This is a genomic window from Cytobacillus gottheilii (assembly GCF_900166665.1).
Lineage (GTDB): Bacteria > Bacillota > Bacilli > Bacillales > Cytobacillaceae > Cytobacillus > Cytobacillus gottheilii_A.
This window is the reverse complement of sequence record NZ_LT800494.1, coordinates 1,083,776-1,105,407: the sequence shown is the minus strand read 5'-3', so window position 1 is coordinate 1,105,407 and position 21,632 is coordinate 1,083,776. Positions and strand designations below refer to the sequence as shown.

Sequence of the window (21,632 nt, the reverse complement as noted above, 5' to 3'; positions counted from 1 at the left end):
CGTAAATTCTCCATTCTTCTAAATTAAGTAAAACAGCAAACCTGATAATGTTGCCATCATAAAGACAGATCCCACGAACGCAAAGACTAATTTCTTTTTAAATATGCTATTTAATAACGCTAATTCTGGCAAACTTGCACCTGCCGAACTAATCATTAACGCCATTACTGGTCCAAGTGCCATTCCTTTAAGGATCATGATTTGTGATATGGGAATCATCGTGGATAACCTAATATAAAGCGGAATACCCATTATTGCAGCAATAGGTACAAGCCACCATTGCTCACCGCCAAGGTAGTCTGTAATCCACTCAGTTGGAATGACCCCATGAATCAATGCTCCAATTGCAGCACCGATTATTAAAAAGGGATACACGGTTCTCATCAGCTGTAATGTTTCCAGAAGTGCTCCTTTTAAGGAGAATTGAAGTTCTTCCTGCTGATAACCCGTCATGACCACTTTTTTAACATGCCTTTCGAATCCAAATTTCTCCAACGCAAAACCAATCACAACAGATAAAAGAGATGTAACAACTGTATAAACCAACGCAACTTTAATGCCAAGAGTGGCAGACATCAATGTGATAATCGTTGGATCGAGAACGGGAGAAGCAAATAGAAAGATCATCACAATACTGAAACGAACTTTCTTGTTTAATAGATTAACAATGATTGGGATCGTCGAGCATGAACAAAATGGGGTGATGAAAGCAAATCCGAGCGTAACCAATACACTTATCGCCGGATGGCTTTTTTGCATCAGCCTTTCCATTTTTCCATATGGGATCAATACTTGAAAAAGGTTAATAATAAAAGAGATACATACAAATAAGATCGTTAGTTCTACAACAATCCCAAAAAAACTTCTTACAAATTCTTCCCACACACTAACCACCTCATTTTATTTGCATTTTGCAAATATTATTTATAAATGAATGAGCAAGTTTTATCTTGCTCATATTAATGGTTTACAGCATACAGTTGATTTAGCCATCGCATTATTCAGCAGCTTAATGGAACGGATAACCGTTTCTTTCTCAAACTCGTTCATATGTGAAAACACTTCTTCTAAGTATTGATTCATCTCTGCATCAATTGCAGCTGCTGTATATTTCCCTTCTGCCGTAAGTGAAAGAATATGTATTCTTCTATCTTCAGGCAGCTGCGATTTTTTGACGAGATTCATTTTCACAAGAGTCTGTATCTGCCTGCTGAACGTTGTAATATCCATGCCTAAAACATCTGCCACCTGCTGGACATTGGGCTGCTCCAGCCGGTCTATTTCATAAAGAATGTGACTTTGCACTAAAGAAATGTCATTTCCCCCGCTTGAACAGCAATTCTTATTAAGCATCCCAAACCTTCTTGTCATTATTTGAAATAGCTCTCTAGGATTTTCCATAATATTCACCTCTATGTTTAGTTATAACATATTATTTGTATTTTGCAAATAATATCCTCATATCTACTCTTCTAATATGGCATGTTTTCATTTATAGACCTAGATAAAAACAGCTATTTATTGCGGAAGAACTTCCGGAATAAATTAATTGTAAAAATAAGGATGTTTCCGAAACATTACCGCTATGACCTTACAAACAAAGACCATACTTTAGTTGAGAATCATAAATATTCTTTATCATGCCTCTTATATGTATATCCAAAGAATGCTATTTACTTAGAAAATTCCCTTCTCATTAGGCGATTACATCTTTATTACATCACCGTCGGATCAGCAGCTAACCATGTTTGAACTTCATTCTCTTCCGTACAAGGCTGAATCCAGCTGACACCAAATTTAAATGTCCGATCTTCGGTTGCTTCGAAGGTTTCGTATTGAATTCCATTATCTAAATATTTTCCACTATAGTCTAAATAGACCGGATACTCGTGAAACTCCCCTTCTGCTCTAATGGACAGTTTAATATCATCTTTATAAAAAGCGATCGTTTCGAGTCTTTCTCCGCTTTCTATATCTCCCTTTATATCCAGGGTTGGGATGCAGCACTTAATATGCTGTTTTTTAAATTCCTTTTGGTATTCATATTGGATTAAGTACCTGCCGTTTACATCCGGCCATTGCCTTTCCATGGTACTTAATTTTATTACGGTATATTCTATTTCAATATCATTAATAAAAATCTTAATCGGTCCTAACGGTGTTGATAGCATTAATTGTTCACCTGCCTGCTTTTTAAAGATTTAAAAAAGAGGAAATATGCTTATTATAAACATATCATCCTCTTCGTTGTTATACTATGCTGTTTAGTATTTAATCAGAAAGTATTTCTTCTTCCCGCGGCGCACGATGGTAAACTGTCCATCAATCCGGTCTTTGTCAGAAAGAGTGTAAGCTGTATCTGTCACACGCTCTCCGTTAATGGAAACCGCCCCATTTGTCACATCTTCCCGTGCCTGACGTTTAGAAGGGGCAATTTTTGCATCTATTAATAGGTCGATAATATTCATCTCTGCTTCACCATTATGCTCGTATGACGGAACATCCTTGAAGCCCTGCTTGATTTCTGCTGCAGACAAGCTTTTAACATCGCCGCTAAAAAGAGCTGCCGAAATTTTAATGGCCTGCTGCAAAGAATCCTCTCCATGAATTAAACGAGTCATTTCTTCCGCCAGCGCCTTCTGTGCTTTGCGCAGATGCGGTTCTGCTGCTACTGCTTCTTCCAGTTCTTCAATAGCTTCTCTTGTTAAGAAAGTAAAGAACTTTAGGTATTTAATCACATCAGCATCAGCCGTGTTAATCCAGAACTGGTAAAACTCGTATGGAGTTGTTTTTTCAGGATCAAGCCAGATTGCGCCGCTTTCTGTTTTCCCGAATTTTGTTCCATCCGCTTTTGTGACAAGAGGAATGGTTAAGCCGTAAGCTTTTGCACCTTCAGGCATCATTTTGCGGATGAGTTCAAGGCCTGTTGTAATATTGCCCCACTGATCACTTCCGCCAATTTGCATCTTACAATCATGATTTTTGTACAAATGATAAAAGTCCATTGCCTGCAGAATCGTGTAAGTGAATTCAGTAAAGGAAATGCCTGTTTCCAAACGTGAAGAAATCGTATCCTTAGCCAGCATGTAATTGACGCCAACATGCTTCCCGAAATCACGAAGGAAGGTAACAATATCCATTGAGCCTGCCCAATCATAGTTATTCACCATGATCGCTCCATTTTCACTTTCAAAATCAAAAATGTTTTCAAGCTGGTTTTTAATGCAGCTGACATTATGCTGAACCATTTCTAACGTTTGAAGCTTACGTTCTTCACTTTTGCCGCTAGGATCACCAATTAAACCTGTTGCACCGCCAACAAGCACGATTGGACGGTGACCTTCATTTTGAAAGCGTCTTAACGTTAAAAATGGAAGCAAATGCCCAATATGCATACTGTCAGCAGTCGGGTCAACGCCACAGTACAAAGAAATTTTCTGATCGTTTAGCGTATTTTTAATCGCTTCTTCATCTGTCTGCTGGTAAACAATTCCTCTCCATTGTAAATCCTCTAATAAACTCATCGTTTGGCCTCCTATTTTCCTCAAATAAAAAAACGTCCCTGCAAATTGCAGGGACGCATAAATACATTGCGCGGTACCACCCAGATTGAGGATAAAATCTCCTCCACTCAAACAAAAATAACGGTTTGAACCGTCCGCTGCTATAACTGCCCGATCACAGGTTGACAGCGAGAACGCTCAGGGAGGTAATTCATCCTTCTATTTGCACCGGCTCACAGCAGCCGCCGGCTTTCTGAAACAGGGATAGAAGCACTACTGATTCCCGTCAATGCATAAGCTATTTAGTTAATAAAGCAGTTTTATCATATTTAGTAAACCGATGTCAATATCAAAAAAATTATGACAGATTTCAATTTCCGCTTTACCATTACTGGAAAAAAGATTTTGCATAATTTTGTTCGAATTGAAAAATTGAAAAAAAGCAAATATGCAGCATGGGTGCAAGCATTTTGAATAAATTTATTTTTATAAAATTACTTATTAAAGGTTTCTACTTACCCAAAAGATAAACGATCTTTCTTCAAAAAACTTCTAGTAATAAAAGGAAATTTCAGATAAATGGCGAACCTTGTCATATTAGATGTTGACTTATGCTATAATGTATGTGATTTTAGGGGGAATGATGCGAATGAAAGAGATTCTTCAAAATTGGAAGAATAAGTTAAAGCCGACAGCCGGTTTCTTTACAAATAAGAAAACAGTCAAGGGTGCAAGCATCACATACCAGGTCATTTGGAATTTGACGCTCTTATTGATCATTGTTATCGTACTCGGTACAGCCTTTGCAGGCGGAGCTGGCGCAGGATATTTTGCTTCTCTTGTTAAAGATGAACCTATCCGTTCTTATGATAACATGCAAAAAGACATATACAACTATGAAGAAACATCAGAGCTTTATTTTGCAAACGATGTTTACTTGGGAAAGCTTAGAACTGATCTGGAACGTGAAGAAGTAAATATTGATGATGTTTCTGAGTATTTAGTGAATGCAATCGTAGCTACAGAGGATGAATATTTCTATGAGCATGAAGGAGTTGTTCCTAAAGCCATACTGCGAGCTCTTTTTCAAGAAGTCAGCAATTCATCCGTTCAGTCTGGTGGAAGTACATTAACCCAGCAGCTGATCAAAAATCAAATATTGACAAATGAAATTTCCTTCGAAAGAAAAGCGAAAGAAATTTTACTTGCTCTCAGACTTGAGAAGTTTTTTGAAAAGAAGGAAATTTTAGAAGCGTATATGAATGTTTCAACCTTTGGAAGAAACTCTGCTGGTAGAAATATTGCAGGAGTTCAATCGGCTGCAGAAGGTATTTTTGGTGTTGCAGCAAAAGATTTAACCTTACCGCAGGCTGCCTTTATTGCAGGACTTCCACAAAGCCCATTCGGCTACACACCATTTACGCAATCTGGTGAATTAAAGGAGCCTGAAGGATTAGAACCTGGACTAAGCAGAATGCAGACCGTTTTAAAACGGATGTATGATGATGAACAGATCAACAAAAAACAATATGAAGAAGCAATAGCCTATGATATTACACAAGATTTTAGGCAGCAAGATGAGGACAACCCTCTGGAGAAATATCCTTACTTAACGTATGAAATAGAAAAACGAGCAGTTGACATTATGAGTAAGATATTAGCAAAGAATGATGGTTATGAAGAGAAAGACTTGGAAAACGATGACCAGCTAAGAGAAGAATATCAAACATTAGCAGATCGTAATATTAGACAAAATGGCTATAAAATACACTCTACTGTTAATAAAGAAATTTACGACAGTATGCAAGCTGTAAAAGATAATTATCCAAATTATGGACCAGATAAAGGGGAAACCGTTAAAGACCCTGAAACTGGAGAGAATGTTCAAGTGATGGAGCCTGTTGAAGTTGGCGCCATACTAATTGAAAACAAAACAGGTAAAATTATCAGTTTCGTAGGCGGCCGGGATCATGAACGAGAACAGCTCAACCATGCCACAAGCGCAATCAGGCAAAATGGTTCAACAATGAAGCCATTACTCGTTTATGCACCTGCAATGGAGTTAGGAAAAGCATCACCAGGTACAATCCTGCCTGACGTACCGCTTCATTTAAATCCTGCCTTAAGCAGGCCATGGCCAAACAACTATACGAGATCTTATAGCGGCCTCGTATCCGCACGGTACGCATTAGCAAAATCATATAATGTGCCTGCTGTTAAGCTTTATAAGGATATTGTCGGTCAAAGGCCAGCAGAATATCTTGCGAAAATGGGCTTTACATCCTTATATGAAGCTGATTATACCAATCTAGCAACATCCATTGGATCTTTAGAATATGGTGTTACAGTAGAAGAAAATACAAATGCATATGGCACATTTGCGAATGGCGGTCAGTTTGTAGATGCCTATCTCATTGAAAAAATAACAGATAAAGAAGGAAATCCTATTTTTCAGCATGAAGTCGAGCCAGTTGATGTTTTCAGTCCGCAAACTGCTTATTTAACGATTGATATGATGCGTGATGTTATAAATAGCGGTACAGCTACATCCATTAAAAGCAGATTAAAGTTTGCTTCAGATTGGGCTGGGAAAACAGGAACAGGAAACGAATTTTATGATTCTTGGTTTGTTGCTTCCAATCCAAACGTTTCTTTCGGCATATGGACAGGTTATGATACACCTAAATCATTAAAAACAGGCGGTCTTAACTACAGCTTAAGAACCAACTACCTATGGGCAGATTTAATGAATGCTGCTTATGACATAGCTCCTGAGCTTGTTGACCCTAGCGAAAGCTTTAAAATGCCGGGCGGAATCGTCAGCAGATCATTCTGTGCAATATCTGGTCTTCTTCCATCGGAAGCTTGTTCTGCAGCTGGACTGGTTGACACAGATTTATTTAATGCCAAATTCGTTCCTACACAAGTGGATGACAGTCTGGGGACTGGAAGACTCGTTAGAATTGGAGATCGCAAATACATGGCTCTTCCATCTACACCAGAAGAATTTTCTGAGCCTGGCATGATCTTGAATCCAGATTATATAGAAAAGTTATTCGGCATATCGAATGTCAACCCAAGTAGTCTTATTCCTAAAAAGGATCGATGGTCAAAAATTCTTGTTGCAGATGACAAAATGGAGGATAACGGCAAAGTACCATCACCTCTTTCAGTTACTGCTTCCGGCAACACATTAACATGGAATGCACATCCAGAAAATGATGTTATTGGCTATCGTATTTATAGTGAGGGAGGAAAGGTTGCTTCTATCCGTTCTGGTGAGAATTTGACTTACCNAATAAATTTATTTTTATAAAATTACTTATTAAAGGTTTCTACTTACCCAAAAGATAAACGATCTTTCTTCAAAAAACTTCTAGTAATAAAAGGAAATTTCAGATAAATGGCGAACCTTGTCATATTAGATGTTGACTTATGCTATAATGTATGTGATTTTAGGGGGAATGATGCGAATGAAAGAGATTCTTCAAAATTGGAAGAATAAGTTAAAGCCGACAGCCGGTTTCTTTACAAATAAGAAAACAGTCAAGGGTGCAAGCATCACATACCAGGTCATTTGGAATTTGACGCTCTTATTGATCATTGTTATCGTACTCGGTACAGCCTTTGCAGGCGGAGCTGGCGCAGGATATTTTGCTTCTCTTGTTAAAGATGAACCTATCCGTTCTTATGATAACATGCAAAAAGACATATACAACTATGAAGAAACATCAGAGCTTTATTTTGCAAACGATGTTTACTTGGGAAAGCTTAGAACTGATCTGGAACGTGAAGAAGTAAATATTGATGATGTTTCTGAGTATTTAGTGAATGCAATCGTAGCTACAGAGGATGAATATTTCTATGAGCATGAAGGAGTTGTTCCTAAAGCCATACTGCGAGCTCTTTTTCAAGAAGTCAGCAATTCATCCGTTCAGTCTGGTGGAAGTACATTAACCCAGCAGCTGATCAAAAATCAAATATTGACAAATGAAATTTCCTTCGAAAGAAAAGCGAAAGAAATTTTACTTGCTCTCAGACTTGAGAAGTTTTTTGAAAAGAAGGAAATTTTAGAAGCGTATATGAATGTTTCAACCTTTGGAAGAAACTCTGCTGGTAGAAATATTGCAGGAGTTCAATCGGCTGCAGAAGGTATTTTTGGTGTTGCAGCAAAAGATTTAACCTTACCGCAGGCTGCCTTTATTGCAGGACTTCCACAAAGCCCATTCGGCTACACACCATTTACGCAATCTGGTGAATTAAAGGAGCCTGAAGGATTAGAACCTGGACTAAGCAGAATGCAGACCGTTTTAAAACGGATGTATGATGATGAACAGATCAACAAAAAACAATATGAAGAAGCAATAGCCTATGATATTACACAAGATTTTAGGCAGCAAGATGAGGACAACCCTCTGGAGAAATATCCTTACTTAACGTATGAAATAGAAAAACGAGCAGTTGACATTATGAGTAAGATATTAGCAAAGAATGATGGTTATGAAGAGAAAGACTTGGAAAACGATGACCAGCTAAGAGAAGAATATCAAACATTAGCAGATCGTAATATTAGACAAAATGGCTATAAAATACACTCTACTGTTAATAAAGAAATTTACGACAGTATGCAAGCTGTAAAAGATAATTATCCAAATTATGGACCAGATAAAGGGGAAACCGTTAAAGACCCTGAAACTGGAGAGAATGTTCAAGTGATGGAGCCTGTTGAAGTTGGCGCCATACTAATTGAAAACAAAACAGGTAAAATTATCAGTTTCGTAGGCGGCCGGGATCATGAACGAGAACAGCTCAACCATGCCACAAGCGCAATCAGGCAAAATGGTTCAACAATGAAGCCATTACTCGTTTATGCACCTGCAATGGAGTTAGGAAAAGCATCACCAGGTACAATCCTGCCTGACGTACCGCTTCATTTAAATCCTGCCTTAAGCAGGCCATGGCCAAACAACTATACGAGATCTTATAGCGGCCTCGTATCCGCACGGTACGCATTAGCAAAATCATATAATGTGCCTGCTGTTAAGCTTTATAAGGATATTGTCGGTCAAAGGCCAGCAGAATATCTTGCGAAAATGGGCTTTACATCCTTATATGAAGCTGATTATACCAATCTAGCAACATCCATTGGATCTTTAGAATATGGTGTTACAGTAGAAGAAAATACAAATGCATATGGCACATTTGCGAATGGCGGTCAGTTTGTAGATGCCTATCTCATTGAAAAAATAACAGATAAAGAAGGAAATCCTATTTTTCAGCATGAAGTCGAGCCAGTTGATGTTTTCAGTCCGCAAACTGCTTATTTAACGATTGATATGATGCGTGATGTTATAAATAGCGGTACAGCTACATCCATTAAAAGCAGATTAAAGTTTGCTTCAGATTGGGCTGGGAAAACAGGAACAGGAAACGAATTTTATGATTCTTGGTTTGTTGCTTCCAATCCAAACGTTTCTTTCGGCATATGGACAGGTTATGATACACCTAAATCATTAAAAACAGGCGGTCTTAACTACAGCTTAAGAACCAACTACCTATGGGCAGATTTAATGAATGCTGCTTATGACATAGCTCCTGAGCTTGTTGACCCTAGCGAAAGCTTTAAAATGCCGGGCGGAATCGTCAGCAGATCATTCTGTGCAATATCTGGTCTTCTTCCATCGGAAGCTTGTTCTGCAGCTGGACTGGTTGACACAGATTTATTTAATGCCAAATTCGTTCCTACACAAGTGGATGACAGTCTGGGGACTGGAAGACTCGTTAGAATTGGAGATCGCAAATACATGGCTCTTCCATCTACACCAGAAGAATTTTCTGAGCCTGGCATGATCTTGAATCCAGATTATATAGAAAAGTTATTCGGCATATCGAATGTCAACCCAAGTAGTCTTATTCCTAAAAAGGATCGATGGTCAAAAATTCTTGTTGCAGATGACAAAATGGAGGATAACGGCAAAGTACCATCACCTCTTTCAGTTACTGCTTCCGGCAACACATTAACATGGAATGCACATCCAGAAAATGATGTTATTGGCTATCGTATTTATAGTGAGGGAGGAAAGGTTGCTTCTATCCGTTCTGGTGAGAATTTGACTTACCAAGCCGGAAATGGCTCATATTATGTAACAGCCGTTGATATTGCAGGCCAGGAATCGGCGCCTTCTAACTCAATACAAATTGGCAGCAAACCTGAGGAAAAACCTCCTGCTGACAAACCGGAACCGCCGAAGCCACCTAAAGATACCGATACTAATACAAAACCTGATCCTGAACCAGATCCTCCTCAAAACCCAGATAATGGTGAGGGAGATTCAGACGGTGGAGAGAATGAACCTGATCCGCCTAGTGACGGAGATTCGGGTGGAGGAGAAAATGAACCTGAACCACCTGGTGACGGAGATTCAGAATAAAAAACGCGGCAACTTGAGTGGTAAACACTTATATAATATAAAAAAAGCGCCATATGGCGCTTTTTTTATATGCTCATTATTCTAGTATACTTCCTAAAAAGAGAGTTCCTTTTTAGTCCTCCATCGTCGATAAATCACCTGTCGGGAGCTCCAATTCCCACGCTTTTAAAACCCGGCGCATAATCTTACCGCTTCTCGTTTTAGGCAATTTATCACGAAATTCAATTTCCCTAGGTGCAGCATGTGCAGCCAAGCCTTTTTTAACAAATACACGGATATCTTCAATCAGTTCATCCGATGGCTCATAACCGTCCATTAAAGCAACAAAAGCCTTAATGATTTCTCCTCTGACTGGATCGGGTTTCCCAATGACGCCTGCCTCTGCAACTGCAGGGTGCTCTAACAGCTTGCTTTCGACTTCAAATGGACCTACACGCTCGCCTGATGTCATAATCACATCATCTACACGTCCTTGAAACCAGAAATAGCCATCCTCGTCCATATAGGCAGAATCTCCTGAAACATACCAATCTCCCGGCATAAAGTAAGATTCATATTTTTGCGGATTATTCCAAATTGTTGCCATCATGGATGGCCAGCCCTTTTTAATAGCCAAATTCCCCATTCTGTTTGGCGGCAGTTCATTTCCCTGGTCATCCACAATAGCCGCTTTAACACCTGGAACGGGTCTTCCCATAGAACCTGGCTTAATCTCCATTGACGGGTAGTTGCAAATAAGCTGTGCACCTGTTTCTGTCATCCACCATGTATCATGAATGCGCAGTCCAAATACCTTCATTCCCCATTTAATTACCTCTGGATTAAGAGGTTCACCAACACTTAAAATATGTCGCAGGCTCGATAAATCAAACTTTTTAATGACTTCATCTCCCGCTCCCATTAGCATTCTAAATGCAGTTGGAGCACTATACCAGACAGTTACTCCATATTCTTCAATCATCTTATACCATGTTTCAGGGTTAAAGCGTCCACCAACAATAACATTCGACACGCCGTTTAACCATGGTCCGAAGATTCCATAACTTGTGCCAGTTACCCAACCTGGATCGGCCGTACACCAGTATACATCCTCCTCTTTTAAATCAAGTACCCACTTTGCTGTCTGAGCATGCTGTACCATCGCTTTATGAACATGCAATACCCCTTTTGGCTTTCCTGTCGAGCCGGAAGTATAATGCAATATTAGTCCATCTGATAAGTCAACCCATTCAATCTCCAGTTGTTTGCTCGCTTCTTCCATCCTTTTTCTAAAATTAATAAATTTTCCATCTTCATTGATATCCTCACCGATTAGAACAATTGACTTTAATGCCGGCAGCTGGTCAACCGGTACACGATCAAGCAGTTCAGGAGTTGTGATGAGCACTTTAGCTTCACTATCTTCAAGGCGATCCTTTACAGCTCCCTCCATAAATGCCTCAAACAAAGGTCCAATAATAGCTCCGAGTTTAATCGCACCTAATACAGCGAAATAGAGCTCAGGGCAGCGCGGCATAAAGATAAACACTCGGTCTCCTTTTTCTACATTAGCATGCGTTTTAAGAACGTTTCCTGCTTTGTTGGACTGATCTTTCATTTCTTTAAACGTGTACTTTTCATTTCTGATTCCATCTCGATAATAAAGAGCGATTTTATTTTTTCTAAAGTTTTCAGCATGTCGATCAATGGCTTCATATGCCAGATTCACTTTACCTGTTTCACTCCACGAGAAGTTCTTTTCTGCTTCTGACCAATCATAATTAGCGTATTGCTCATCATAATTTTCCAAATAATAATTCCCTTGAATAACTGGCAGCGCTTCCAATTTCATATGCCAAAATCCCCCTTTTATTCATTTGCTAATATTATAGTACAGATATGTTGTTTTCTCAATTTTAAAAATATTATTCCTTCTAATTGACTATATATTTTTATAATTATCCTTATAGTTATAGAAAAAACATCTCTAGTTAGACAAGATATATTGCAGGACTTAACAATTATAGAGAAATAACTTGTTAGTAAGTACTGCGATAAGTTAATGCTGCACACTGTTTCAATGGGTCCCCTCTCCTTAAATTTTTTCCTGGCTAAAGGGATGATTTCACCACTTGAAAATTCCTGTAGAAAATTTCATAGAAAATTCAGTGAAAGCGCTTCATACATACTAGATTTATGTATAATAGAACTAAACTACGAAAAAAAGGCGGTGAATTGATGGACCATCCGAAAACATATAATGCCAAAGAACTCAAAACACCAAGCGAAAATATCATTATTGAAGGACCCATTCCACCGGAAAAACTACAAGAATATGAATTTCATAAAGACTTAACTGCCTTTCGACCTCCAGAGCAGCAAAAGAAGGCATTAATTGAGATTGCTGGACTGCCAGAGGGAAGGATTATTATTGCGCGCTGTCGAGATACGATTGTAGGCTATGTCACCTATTTATATCCAGATCCACTTGAAAGATGGTCTGAAGGAAAAATGCCTGATTTAATTGAATTAGGCGCCATTGAGGTGATTCCTGGTTTCCGTGGATACGGAACAGGGAAAAATCTGCTAAAGGTTTCTATGATGGATGATGCCATGGAAAATTACATCATCATTACGACCGAATACTATTGGCACTGGGACTTAAAGGGTACCGGCTTAAATGTTTGGGAATATCGTAAAGTAATGGAGAAAATGATGAACGCTGGCGGACTTGAATGGTATGCAACAGATGAGCCGGAAATAAGTTCACACCCTGCCAATTGTTTAATGGCCAGAATCGGAAAAAGAATTCAGCCTGAATCCATCCAGCAATTTGATCAATTAAGATTTATGAATCGTTTTATGTATTAAAGACAATTTCTTACTAAAGGTGGGGCAGAACATGCTTGTGGAAGAAATAATGAAACAGGACGTCACCACATTAACAAAAGAACACAGTATCGGTGATGCAGTAAAAATCATGAGTGCGAATAAAATCCGCCATTTGCCTATTATTGATTCCCAAGGCCAGCTTATTGGACTAGTTACAGATCGGGACATTCGCGATGCAACTCCATCCATTTTTGAAACAGATCAATTTATGAATACTTTACAAAATCCACTTCATTTAATCATGCAAAAGGACGTCATAACTGGGCATCCACTTGATTTAGTTGCAGAAGTGTCTGCTGTTTTATATGAACATCGAATTAGCTGTCTCCCGATTATTAGAAATAAAAGACTTGTCGGTATTGTCACTGAAACAGATCTTCTTCACACATTGGTTGAGCTGACTGGGGCGCATCAGCCTGGCTCTCATCTTGAAGTCAGAGTAGAGAATAAATCTGGAAAGCTAAATGATGTTACCTCAATTATCACGAAAAGAAAAGCGAATATACAAAGTGTACTCGTTTATCCAGACAAGAAGGATCATCAATATAAGGTCATTGTCATTCGTGTACAAACTATGAACCCTATTCCCATTATTGAGGATTTAACATCAGCAGGACATGAAGTACTATGGCCAAATCAATTCGGGAAACTGCTATGATGCATGATTCTGTTTTTATCTATTCGAAGGATCTTATGAACTATAAATTCAGCGAAAATCATCCTTTTAATCAGAAAAGATTAGAATTGACAGTCAGCTTGCTTCAATCGATTGGTGCTTTAAATGAAGAATCAATGATTCCTCCGCGCTTAGCACTAGATGAAGAGCTGCAATTGATTCATGATCCCAGCTATATTCAAGCTGTAAAACAAGCTGGAACTGTCGGACTCATTGAAGAGACAGCAGAGAATTATGGCTTAGGCACAGAGGATACACCTATTTTTCCTCATATGCATGAAGCCAGTTCACTACTAGTTGGCGGCACTTTAACTGCAGCAGATTATGTTATGGAAGGAAAGGCGAAGCATGCTTTCCATATCGGCGGCGGATTGCATCATGGATTCAGAGGAAAAGCTTCTGGGTTTTGCATCTATAATGATAGCTCAGTTGCCATTAAATATTTGCAGGAAAAATATCAGGCACGCGTTCTGTATATTGACACCGATGCCCATCATGGCGATGGAGTTCAATGGGCATTTTATGATGATCCTAGTGTTTGTACGGTTTCTATTCATGAAACAGGTCGTTACTTATTCCCTGGAACAGGAAATGTGAATGAACGAGGGCAAGGTAAAGGGTATGGCTATTCATTTAATATTCCAGTGGATGCCTTTACTGAAGATGAATCTTGGATTCATGCTTACAAAACGGCACTTCGAAAGATTGCTGAATTTTTTAAACCTGATATTATTCTTACGCAAAATGGGGCAGACGCTCATTTTTTGGATCCGCTTACACACTTATCTGCAACAATGAAAATTTACCGTGAGATTCCTAAGCTGGCACATGAAATCGCTCACCAATATTGTGATGGCCGATGGATTGCGGTAGGAGGCGGAGGTTACGATATTTGGAGGGTTGTACCAAGAGCCTGGTCACTAATCTGGCTTGAGATGACAGAAAACTCGAATAGTTATGGAAATATACCTAAGGAATGGATTGAAAAATGGGCAAAAGAAGCTCCTGTTCCTTTGCCTGATCAATGGGATGACCCAACGGACGCCTATAAAGAAATTCCCCGCAAAAAAGAAATTGAAGAAAAAAACCAAAATACACTGGATAAAGCTTTATATCCATTGAAAGATATAAAATCGATTTCGTCGTCCGAATAAAATCATTCATTATCATGAAACCGTTATACCTATAATAAAAAAACGTTCAGAGGACTTTACATATCCTCTAGAACGTTTTCAATTGTTAATCCTGTTCCTCTTCATTGTAAGCAGGATCAGAAATAATAATTTCAACTCTTCTGTTTTTGCTTAAATTTTCCGGACTGTCATTTACAGCTACAGGCCGGGTATCGCCATAACCTATTGCTGCAAAACGGCTACTGTCTAATTGCTGTTCCTCTACTAGATAACGAATCACACTGGCGGAGCGCGCAGCTGAAAGCTCCCAGTTCGAAGGATAGCGATAAGTGGTGATCGGCCTGCTGTCCGTATGACCTTCAACCTTTACAAGATTGGGCATTTCAGAAAGCATTGTTCCCACTTTATTTAAGAATGGAAAAGATTGTTCTTTCAAATCGGCTGCACCTGATTCAAACAGAATCTGCTCCTGTAAAACCAATACCACTCCGCGTTCTGTTCTATTTGCAACGATGACATCTTCCATCCCGTTTTCCAGCAGGTATGCCTGTACTTCAGCAAGCAAATGATCCAGTGTTCCTTCTTCTGAACTGCTGCTCACATCTGCCTCGCTATCACTAGCTTCACCAGGATGTTCATTTTCAATAATAGAAGGGTAGAAGTCTAAAATTTCTCTTGTTCGAAAAGACTCCGCAATTGCCTGGAATTTAAAAACGTCTATTTGCGACATGGAAAACAAAAGAATAAAAAACACTAGTATAAGTGTAACTAAGTCAGAGAAGGTAACCATCCAAGTCGGCGCGCCTTTTTTAGGTTTTGGTCCTCTCCTATTAGCGTTCATCTTCTAGTGCCTCCCCTGATCTCGTAATCTCAGCGGAGCGTTTTTTCTCCTCTGCAGATAAAAAGGCACTTAGCTTTTCTTCTAATATTTTCGGATTTTGTCCAGACTGAACGCCAATTACGCCTTCAATGACAATTTGCTTCATAAACACTTCCTGCTCTGTTTTTAACTCCAGCTTGGCAGCAACCGGAATAAAAAATAAGTTTGCCAATAACGAACCATATAAGGTAGTTAAAAGAGCAATCGCCATATTAGGACCCAATGTTGATGGATCATTGAGGCTTTTTAGCATTAGCACAAGTCCGATTAAGGTACCGATCATTCCCCATGCTGGTGCATATTCTCCTGCTTTTTCCAGAATGCTTCTGCCTTTTCGATGACGTTCGTCTAATGCAGCAATTTCAGCACTCATAATATCATGGATGACGTCCTGTTCAACTCCATCAATAGCCAGTAAAACACCTTTTCGGATAAATGGATCATCAACTTCTTCAATCACTGACTCCAGAGACAAAAGACCTTCTCTTCTAGCTTTCTCCGCCAGCTTCACAAAAATAGCAATTAACTCCTCTAGACTTTCTTCTTTCTGAGAGAATGCTTGCCGAATAACAGTAAACATATGACGCACATTTTTTAAAGGAAAACTGACAAGTAACCCTGCTACAAGTCCTCCTAAAACAATTAGTATGGAAGCAGGATCAATAAACGAAATAATATCTCCTATTCCGCCATTTGCTGCAATCCCAAAAAGCAGCAGGGCTAATCCGACCACAAGCCCCAACGGTGTTAACATGTCCAGCTTTTTCATAATCTCTCTCCCTGACGCACAAAATTGCCATTTTGGCGGAGATGTTACGACTTATTCTGATCAAGACATAGAGTCAAACAGTGGGGCAGGCAGTTCTGATATTGTCAGAACTCATACTATTACATTGCCGCTTTTCCGTACAAACACATTTGTACAGCCAATGCTTCTCGGTGTCTCGGCCAAGTGAAAAAGCCTTTCATGTAATACGACATACATGATGCTCAAGCCGCCTCCGCATTTTCTTTATAGGCTTTAGGCCCTTACTAGGTACGTTCTAAAGTAATAGTCTCGGCAATTACACACGAGACTCTACTTTCCTTTGTCCTAATATAGGCGCCTCTTTCTTACCTTTTTTATCGGCAATTGTCTTATTTTGTTGAGTCACGCTGCTCAATACGGTGCGGAAGTACTACAATTTGATCACTAACTGATTCTTTATTCATAAGTTTTGTTAATAATCTCATTGCAACAGCTCCAATATCATATAATGGCTGAACAATGGATGTAAGCTGCGGACGAACCATCAACGTCAATCTTGTATTGTCAGAGCTGATTACTTCCAGGTCGTTAGGAACGTTGATGCCTTTATCTTGAGCTCCGTGTACAATTCCAAGTGCCATTTCATCAGACCCTGCATAAATAGCTGTTGGTTTTGGTGTTGCCTCTAATAATTTTTCAAATGCCTCAATACCAGAATCGTACGTGTCATCCCCTTCAACTACAAGCTCTTCTCTAAAAGAAATACCTGCTTCAGCTAATGCACGTTTATAGCCTTCAAGCTTCTTCTCAGCATTAATCGGCTCACGGAGAGGACCTACTACTAGCGCAGTATCTTTATGGCCTTTTTCAATTAAAGCAGTCGTTGCATCAAATGCAGCTTGCTCATAATCAATATTGACAGATGGAATACTGCCTGATTCTTCAATAGAGCCAGCCAAAACAATCGGAACAGGAGATTTTTTAAATTCATTTACATGCTCAGCGGTGATATTTCCTCCCATGAACACAATCCCGTCGACTTGTTTCCCAAGCATTGTATTTAAAAGATGCAGTTCTTTCTCTTCGTTTTGGTCAGAATTACTCAAAATAATGTTGTATTTGTACATTGTTGCAATATCTTCAATTCCTCGTGCAAGCTCTGCAAAAAACGTGCTGGAAATGTCAGGGATAATAACGCCAACAGTTGTTGTCTTCTTACTTGCCAGCCCGCGTGCTACTGCATTTGGACGATAGCCAAGCCTGTCGATTACTTCAAGTACCTTTTTTCTAGTCGTTGGTTTTACATTTGGGTTGCCATTCACTACCCGTGATACGGTTGCCATTGAAACGTTTGCTTCACGGGCAACATCATATATTGTTACATTCATTTCATTCACTCCTCGATATTTACGGTTTTCCGCTTTAATATAGTTATTTTACTGCATGCGAACGTAACCTACTCATAAAAATGATATTGTGATAGGATACACATGTCTAATTATGTATAATCATACGACACCAAGCGAATTGTCGCAATGTCAACACATTCATTTTTGAAAAAAAACTGCTCTATTTTCATAAAAGCTGATATCTTTTTCATAAATTTAATGAAAAATTAACAATTTACGGACACAAAGACCTTTATACATATAAAGAAAACCACAAGATATATATCCTGTGGATTCCTTTATATCGAGCGCTATTTATACTCTTGCAAAAGGTGTTGCTTTCAATTCTTTCATGAAATGATCGAACTGCTGTAAATCCATTTGCTGAGCAGAGTCAGATAATGCTACTGCTGGATCAGGATGGACCTCAGCCATAACACCGTCAGCTCCGATTGCCAATGCAGCTTTTGCTGCTGGAAGAAGCAGATCTTTTCTGCCTGTAGAGTGCGTTACGTCAACTAGTACCGGCAAATGCGTTTCTTGTTTTAAAATCGGCACCGCTGAAATATCGAGTGTATTTCTAGTCGCACGCTCATACGTACGAATACCGCGCTCACAAAGAATAATTTGACCGTTGCCCTGAGACATAATGTACTCTGCAGCATTAATGAACTCTTCAATCGTTGCTGCAATCCCTCTTTTTAGCAAGACCGGCTTATTAACAGAACCTGCTGCTTTCAATAACTCGAAGTTTTGCATATTGCGTGCACCGATTTGAATGACATCAATATAATTTACAGCTGTTTCAATATCCGCAGGACTTACAATCTCAGAAATGACTGCAAGATCGTACTCATCTGCGACTCTTTTTAGAATTTTTAACCCTTCAAGTCCTAAGCCTTGGAAGTCATATGGGGAAGTACGCGGCTTAAACGCTCCCCCGCGCAATAGTTTTAGCCCTTTTGCCTTAACAGCCTCCGCAACTGTTGCCACCTGTTCATAAGACTCAACAGCACATGGTCCAAATACTAAATGAGGATTTCCGTCTCCAACCTTCTCCCCCTTAATATCAACAATTGTGTTTTCTGATTTCTTTTTACGGGAAACAAGAAGAGCTTTGCTGTGATCATCTTTCTGCAATTCGAGTCCAGCTTTAAATATTTCCTTAAACATATGCTCGATCGTAGAATTTTCAAATGGTCCATCATTATTTTCTTTTATTAAATCAAGCATACCTCTCTCACGGACAGGATCATAGCGATAAACCCCTTGTGTTTCCTTTACTTTTCCGATTTCCTGAACCAGCTCTGCTCTTTCATTAATTAACTTTAACAGCTGCAGATTAATCTCATCCACCCGGTCACGCAATTGATCAAGCTCTTTACCCATCTTATCCCTTCCCTTTCTTTATAGCCTGGCCTCAAGTTCCTAAAGATTAACATCATCTTATTCTTCTTTATTGACCGGTCATTTTGTGATACATTTTTTATAATTAGGGTTATTATATCGGAAATATTCAAACATGTCACTATATTTTTCTTTATTAATTAAACGCTTTTAAGTAGTAAAGCGAAAGTAACCGTTAAAAGAGGGTGTACACCTTGGAAGAAGCCAAAAAATTGTTCGCTTTGGATATTGGTACTCGATCAATTGTCGGAATTATCCTTGAACAGCAGGAAGATCAATTTCATGTTATAGATATACTTATTCAGGAACATACCGAACGTGCCATGCTTGATGGGCAAATACATGATGTGTTAGCAGTCTCAAAAATCATCACTCAAATTAAAGAACAGCTCGAGACTAAACACGGCCCATTAAAGAAAGTAAGTGTAGCTGCCGCTGGACGTTCATTAAAGACAAAACGTGCTGTCTCCTCGATCGGAATACAAGGCAAGCCGATGATGAATAAACAGGATATTCTCCATCTTGAACTAAGTGCGGTTCAACAGGCACAGGCCTCAGTTGCGGAAGATCAAGAAAGTGAAAAGAGTGCCTTCTATTATTGTGTAGGCTATTCTATTCTTTATTACAAGCTCGATGGAGAAGAGATTGGTAATTTAATTGATCAGCAGGGAGAAGAGGCGTCTGTCGAAATCATTGCCACTTTTCTGCCAAAAGTCGTCGTTGAATCACTAATGTCTGCCTTGCACCGTTCTGATTTAGAAATGGAAGCACTCACCCTTGAACCGATCGCTGCAATCAATGTGCTTATTCCGCAATCAATGCGCAGATTAAATGTCGCTCTTGTTGATATTGGCGCAGGAACATCTGATATTGCAATTACAGATTTAGGGACAGTTGTAGCTTATGGGATGGTTCCAGTTGCCGGCGATGAAATCACTGAGGCGATTAGTGATCAGCTGCTATTAGATTTTCCTCGCGCAGAACAAGCAAAGCGGGAGCTGCTTACCAACGATTCAATCCAAGTTGAAGACATTCTCGGCTTTGAAACCGAGGTGACAAAATCTGAAATGATTGAGCAGATTTCACCAGCCATTAATCGTCTGACAGATGCTATTTGTGATGAAATTTTAACGTTAAATAATAACAAACAGCCTAAAGCTGTCATGCTTGTTGGAGGAGGCAGCCAAACACCTGCATTAGCCGAACGAATTGCCGATAAATTGCAGCTCCCTGCCAATAGAGTAGCTATTCGCGGCATTGAAGCGATTCATGCTTTAACGATTTCTGAGCATATTTCACGGGGACCAGAGTTAGTGACACCAATCGGCATTGCTATAGCTGCACATAAAGCACCTGTTCAATATAAAACTGTTTATGTGAATGAACAGCCTGTCCGGCTATTTGAGGTGACAAAATTAACCGTTGGTGACTGCCTGCTTGCATCTGGTATAAAAATGAATAAATTATATGGTAAACCGGGTCTTGCCATGATTGTATCCTTAAATGGCCATCAGATTACGATTCCTGGGAGTCACGGTGAAGCTCCATTATTAATGAAAAATGGAGATCTTTGCGGACTGGATGATAAGGTTCAAAGCGGGGATGAAATAATTGTTAGTAAAGGGCTAGACGGCCTGAGAGCACAAGTGCTGATCCATGATTTAATTGATGAGCTTCCAAATAAAACAATCTACGTGAACGACCAGGAATATACCCTGCATGCGATCATTACTCGTAATGGTGAGCCTGTAGGTACAAACCACCTAGTCTTAGACCATGATGTCATTAAATGTACGGTGCCAGATACGATATCAGAGATGCTTACAGTTTTAAACCTGCAAAATCTGCTGGATAGACTAAAGCCTTTTAAATTGAAAATAAATGGTAAAGATACAGTTATCCCATCATTTTCTGGAACTTTACTGCGCAATGGTTCACAGGCAAAGATGCATAACAGCATTGAACACGGGGATAAAATTACGATCTCAAATAGAACTGAGCCAACGCTGAAAGATCTAATGCATGTTAAACAGATGGATTTAGAGTGTACTCTGCCAGTGTCCTTTAATAACAAAGAGATTCAGCTGAAAAAACCATTAGTTAAATTTAAAAGAAATGGTGAAGAATTAGCTTTGGAGGATTTTATTTTTGATGGAGATGCATTGAATTACATTGAAATTAAACAAGAGCCTTTCATTTTTCAGGATATTTTTAAAGCAGTAGAAATTAACATGCCTCAGAATGCAAATGGCAGCTTTCTCCTTTTAAAAAATGGAGAAAATGCAACTTTTTACGATCCGCTCAATGCAGGGGATCAATTAGAAATTGTCTGGCCGATTAAGCAGATGCAGACATATGTGAATAAAACATCAAATATGGCAGGTAGAAGAGAAGATTAATGTTTCACAGATGTGTAGGTTTTTTCTTAAAATAAACGAATTCCTTCGTTTAATTCCTCAGTATCTAGTATAAAAATTTCTGCAAAAAAATGCTTGGAAACATCATTGTTCCCAAGCATTTTTTACTTATCCATTTGCAGTTCATTTAAATATGCATAACAAGGCTAGGCTAGTTATGGTGCACATACTCTGTTTT

The 21,632-nt window shown here is 39.1% G+C and carries 14 protein-coding genes, 1 pseudogene and 1 other annotated feature; of the genes and pseudogenes, 6 read left to right on the top strand and 9 right to left on the bottom strand.

What is annotated here, in order from left to right; translation table 11 throughout:
• Positions 1 to 18: 18 nt before the first annotated feature.
• From B7E07_RS05455 to tyrS, 4 genes are all read right to left on the bottom strand, one after another.
• Positions 19 to 885, bottom strand: a complete 867-nt coding sequence (locus B7E07_RS05455; protein ID WP_080844416.1) for a permease — start codon at positions 883 to 885, stop codon at positions 19 to 21.
• A 69-nt stretch (positions 886 to 954) separates the two neighbouring features.
• Entirely contained in the window at positions 955 to 1,401 is a 447-nt protein-coding gene (locus B7E07_RS05450; protein ID WP_080844415.1) for a MarR family winged helix-turn-helix transcriptional regulator, read from the bottom strand.
• 314 nt (positions 1,402 to 1,715) lie between these two features.
• Positions 1,716 to 2,171 carry a hypothetical protein gene (locus B7E07_RS05445; RefSeq protein WP_080844414.1) on the bottom strand — a complete coding sequence of 152 codons (456 nt, stop codon included), beginning with the start codon at positions 2,169 to 2,171 and terminating at the stop codon, positions 1,716 to 1,718.
• A 93-nt stretch (positions 2,172 to 2,264) separates the two neighbouring features.
• Entirely contained in the window at positions 2,265 to 3,524 is a 1,260-nt protein-coding gene (gene tyrS / locus B7E07_RS05440; RefSeq protein ID WP_080844413.1) for a tyrosine--tRNA ligase, read from the bottom strand.
• Between the two features lie 46 nt (positions 3,525 to 3,570).
• Positions 3,571 to 3,802 (bottom strand) — a binding site (T-box leader).
• 350 nt (positions 3,803 to 4,152) lie between these two features.
• On the opposite strand from tyrS, the pseudogene B7E07_RS05435 reads away from it, so the two are divergent.
• Both B7E07_RS05435 and B7E07_RS05430 read left to right on the top strand, forming a co-directional pair.
• Positions 4,153 to 6,798: pseudogene (locus B7E07_RS05435) on the top strand (transglycosylase domain-containing protein); the annotation flags it as partial.
• Positions 6,799 to 6,976: 178 nt separating this feature from the next.
• Entirely contained in the window at positions 6,977 to 9,934 is a 2,958-nt protein-coding gene (locus B7E07_RS05430; RefSeq protein WP_080844411.1) for a transglycosylase domain-containing protein, read from the top strand.
• A 112-nt stretch (positions 9,935 to 10,046) separates the two neighbouring features.
• Here B7E07_RS05430 and acsA read toward each other — a convergent pair whose 3' ends face one another.
• Positions 10,047 to 11,765 carry an acetate--CoA ligase gene (gene acsA, locus B7E07_RS05425; protein WP_080844410.1) on the bottom strand — a complete coding sequence of 573 codons (1,719 nt, stop codon included), beginning with the start codon at positions 11,763 to 11,765 and terminating at the stop codon, positions 10,047 to 10,049.
• A gap of 386 nt (positions 11,766 to 12,151) precedes the next feature.
• On the opposite strand from acsA, the gene B7E07_RS05420 reads away from it, so the two are divergent.
• Genes B7E07_RS05420 through B7E07_RS05410 form a run of 3 tightly spaced genes read left to right on the top strand, consistent with a single transcriptional unit; the run spans position 12,152 to position 14,635 of the window.
• Complete coding sequence (locus B7E07_RS05420; protein WP_080844409.1) at positions 12,152 to 12,784, top strand: GNAT family N-acetyltransferase; 633 nt, start codon at positions 12,152 to 12,154, stop codon at positions 12,782 to 12,784.
• Positions 12,785 to 12,815: 31 nt separating this feature from the next.
• A complete protein-coding gene (locus tag B7E07_RS05415; protein ID WP_080844408.1) occupies positions 12,816 to 13,463 on the top strand; it encodes an acetoin utilization AcuB family protein in 648 nt (215 codons plus the stop codon).
• Positions 13,460 to 14,635 (top strand): acetoin utilization protein AcuC, encoded by a 1,176-nt coding sequence (locus tag B7E07_RS05410; protein WP_080849114.1) that lies wholly within the window; start codon positions 13,460 to 13,462, stop codon positions 14,633 to 14,635. The genes B7E07_RS05415 and B7E07_RS05410 overlap by 4 nt, the downstream gene beginning before the upstream one ends.
• An 85-nt stretch (positions 14,636 to 14,720) precedes the next feature.
• On the opposite strand, the gene motS is transcribed toward B7E07_RS05410, so the two are convergent.
• The 4 genes from motS to B7E07_RS05390 all read right to left on the bottom strand — a co-directional run bounded on the left by motS (position 14,721) and on the right by B7E07_RS05390 (position 19,019).
• Positions 14,721 to 15,455, bottom strand: coding sequence for a flagellar motor protein MotS (gene motS / locus B7E07_RS05405; RefSeq protein ID WP_080844407.1), 735 nt, complete (start codon positions 15,453 to 15,455; stop codon positions 14,721 to 14,723).
• Positions 15,445 to 16,263, bottom strand: coding sequence for a flagellar motor protein MotP (gene motP, locus B7E07_RS05400; protein ID WP_080844406.1), 819 nt, complete (start codon positions 16,261 to 16,263; stop codon positions 15,445 to 15,447). The genes motS and motP overlap by 11 nt, the downstream gene beginning before the upstream one ends.
• Positions 16,264 to 16,631: 368 nt before the next feature.
• Positions 16,632 to 17,630 carry a catabolite control protein A gene (ccpA, locus tag B7E07_RS05395; RefSeq protein WP_080844405.1) on the bottom strand — a complete coding sequence of 333 codons (999 nt, stop codon included), beginning with the start codon at positions 17,628 to 17,630 and terminating at the stop codon, positions 16,632 to 16,634.
• A gap of 315 nt (positions 17,631 to 17,945) precedes the next feature.
• Entirely contained in the window at positions 17,946 to 19,019 is a 1,074-nt protein-coding gene (locus B7E07_RS05390) for a bifunctional 3-deoxy-7-phosphoheptulonate synthase/chorismate mutase (RefSeq protein WP_080844404.1), read from the bottom strand.
• A gap of 212 nt (positions 19,020 to 19,231) precedes the next feature.
• Between B7E07_RS05390 and pilM the strand changes: the two genes are divergently transcribed.
• Positions 19,232 to 21,436: a cell division protein FtsA gene (gene pilM, locus B7E07_RS05385; protein ID WP_080844403.1), complete on the top strand. Its 2,205-nt coding sequence runs from the start codon at positions 19,232 to 19,234 to the stop codon at positions 21,434 to 21,436.
• Positions 21,437 to 21,632: the final 196 nt, after the last annotated feature.

What these genes read in the sequence shown, in the direction of transcription:
- B7E07_RS05450 (WP_080844415.1), bottom strand. Translation starts at nt 1,401, where the DNA reads ATGGAAAATCCTAGAGAGCTATTTCAAATAATGACAAGAAGGTTTGGG.
- B7E07_RS05445 (WP_080844414.1), bottom strand. Translation starts at nt 2,171, where the DNA reads ATGCTATCAACACCGTTAGGACCGATTAAGATTTTTATTAATGATATT.
- tyrS (WP_080844413.1), bottom strand. Translation starts at nt 3,524, where the DNA reads ATGAGTTTATTAGAGGATTTACAATGGAGAGGAATTGTTTACCAGCAG.
- B7E07_RS05430 (WP_080844411.1), top strand. Translation starts at nt 6,977, where the DNA reads ATGAAAGAGATTCTTCAAAATTGGAAGAATAAGTTAAAGCCGACAGCC.
- acsA (WP_080844410.1), bottom strand. Translation starts at nt 11,765, where the DNA reads ATGAAATTGGAAGCGCTGCCAGTTATTCAAGGGAATTATTATTTGGAA.
- B7E07_RS05420 (WP_080844409.1), top strand. Translation starts at nt 12,152, where the DNA reads ATGGACCATCCGAAAACATATAATGCCAAAGAACTCAAAACACCAAGC.
- B7E07_RS05415 (WP_080844408.1), top strand. Translation starts at nt 12,816, where the DNA reads ATGCTTGTGGAAGAAATAATGAAACAGGACGTCACCACATTAACAAAA.
- B7E07_RS05410 (WP_080849114.1), top strand. Translation starts at nt 13,460, where the DNA reads ATGATGCATGATTCTGTTTTTATCTATTCGAAGGATCTTATGAACTAT.
- motS (WP_080844407.1), bottom strand. Translation starts at nt 15,455, where the DNA reads ATGAACGCTAATAGGAGAGGACCAAAACCTAAAAAAGGCGCGCCGACT.
- motP (WP_080844406.1), bottom strand. Translation starts at nt 16,263, where the DNA reads ATGAAAAAGCTGGACATGTTAACACCGTTGGGGCTTGTGGTCGGATTA.
- ccpA (WP_080844405.1), bottom strand. Translation starts at nt 17,630, where the DNA reads ATGAATGTAACAATATATGATGTTGCCCGTGAAGCAAACGTTTCAATG.
- B7E07_RS05390 (WP_080844404.1), bottom strand. Translation starts at nt 19,019, where the DNA reads ATGGGTAAAGAGCTTGATCAATTGCGTGACCGGGTGGATGAGATTAAT.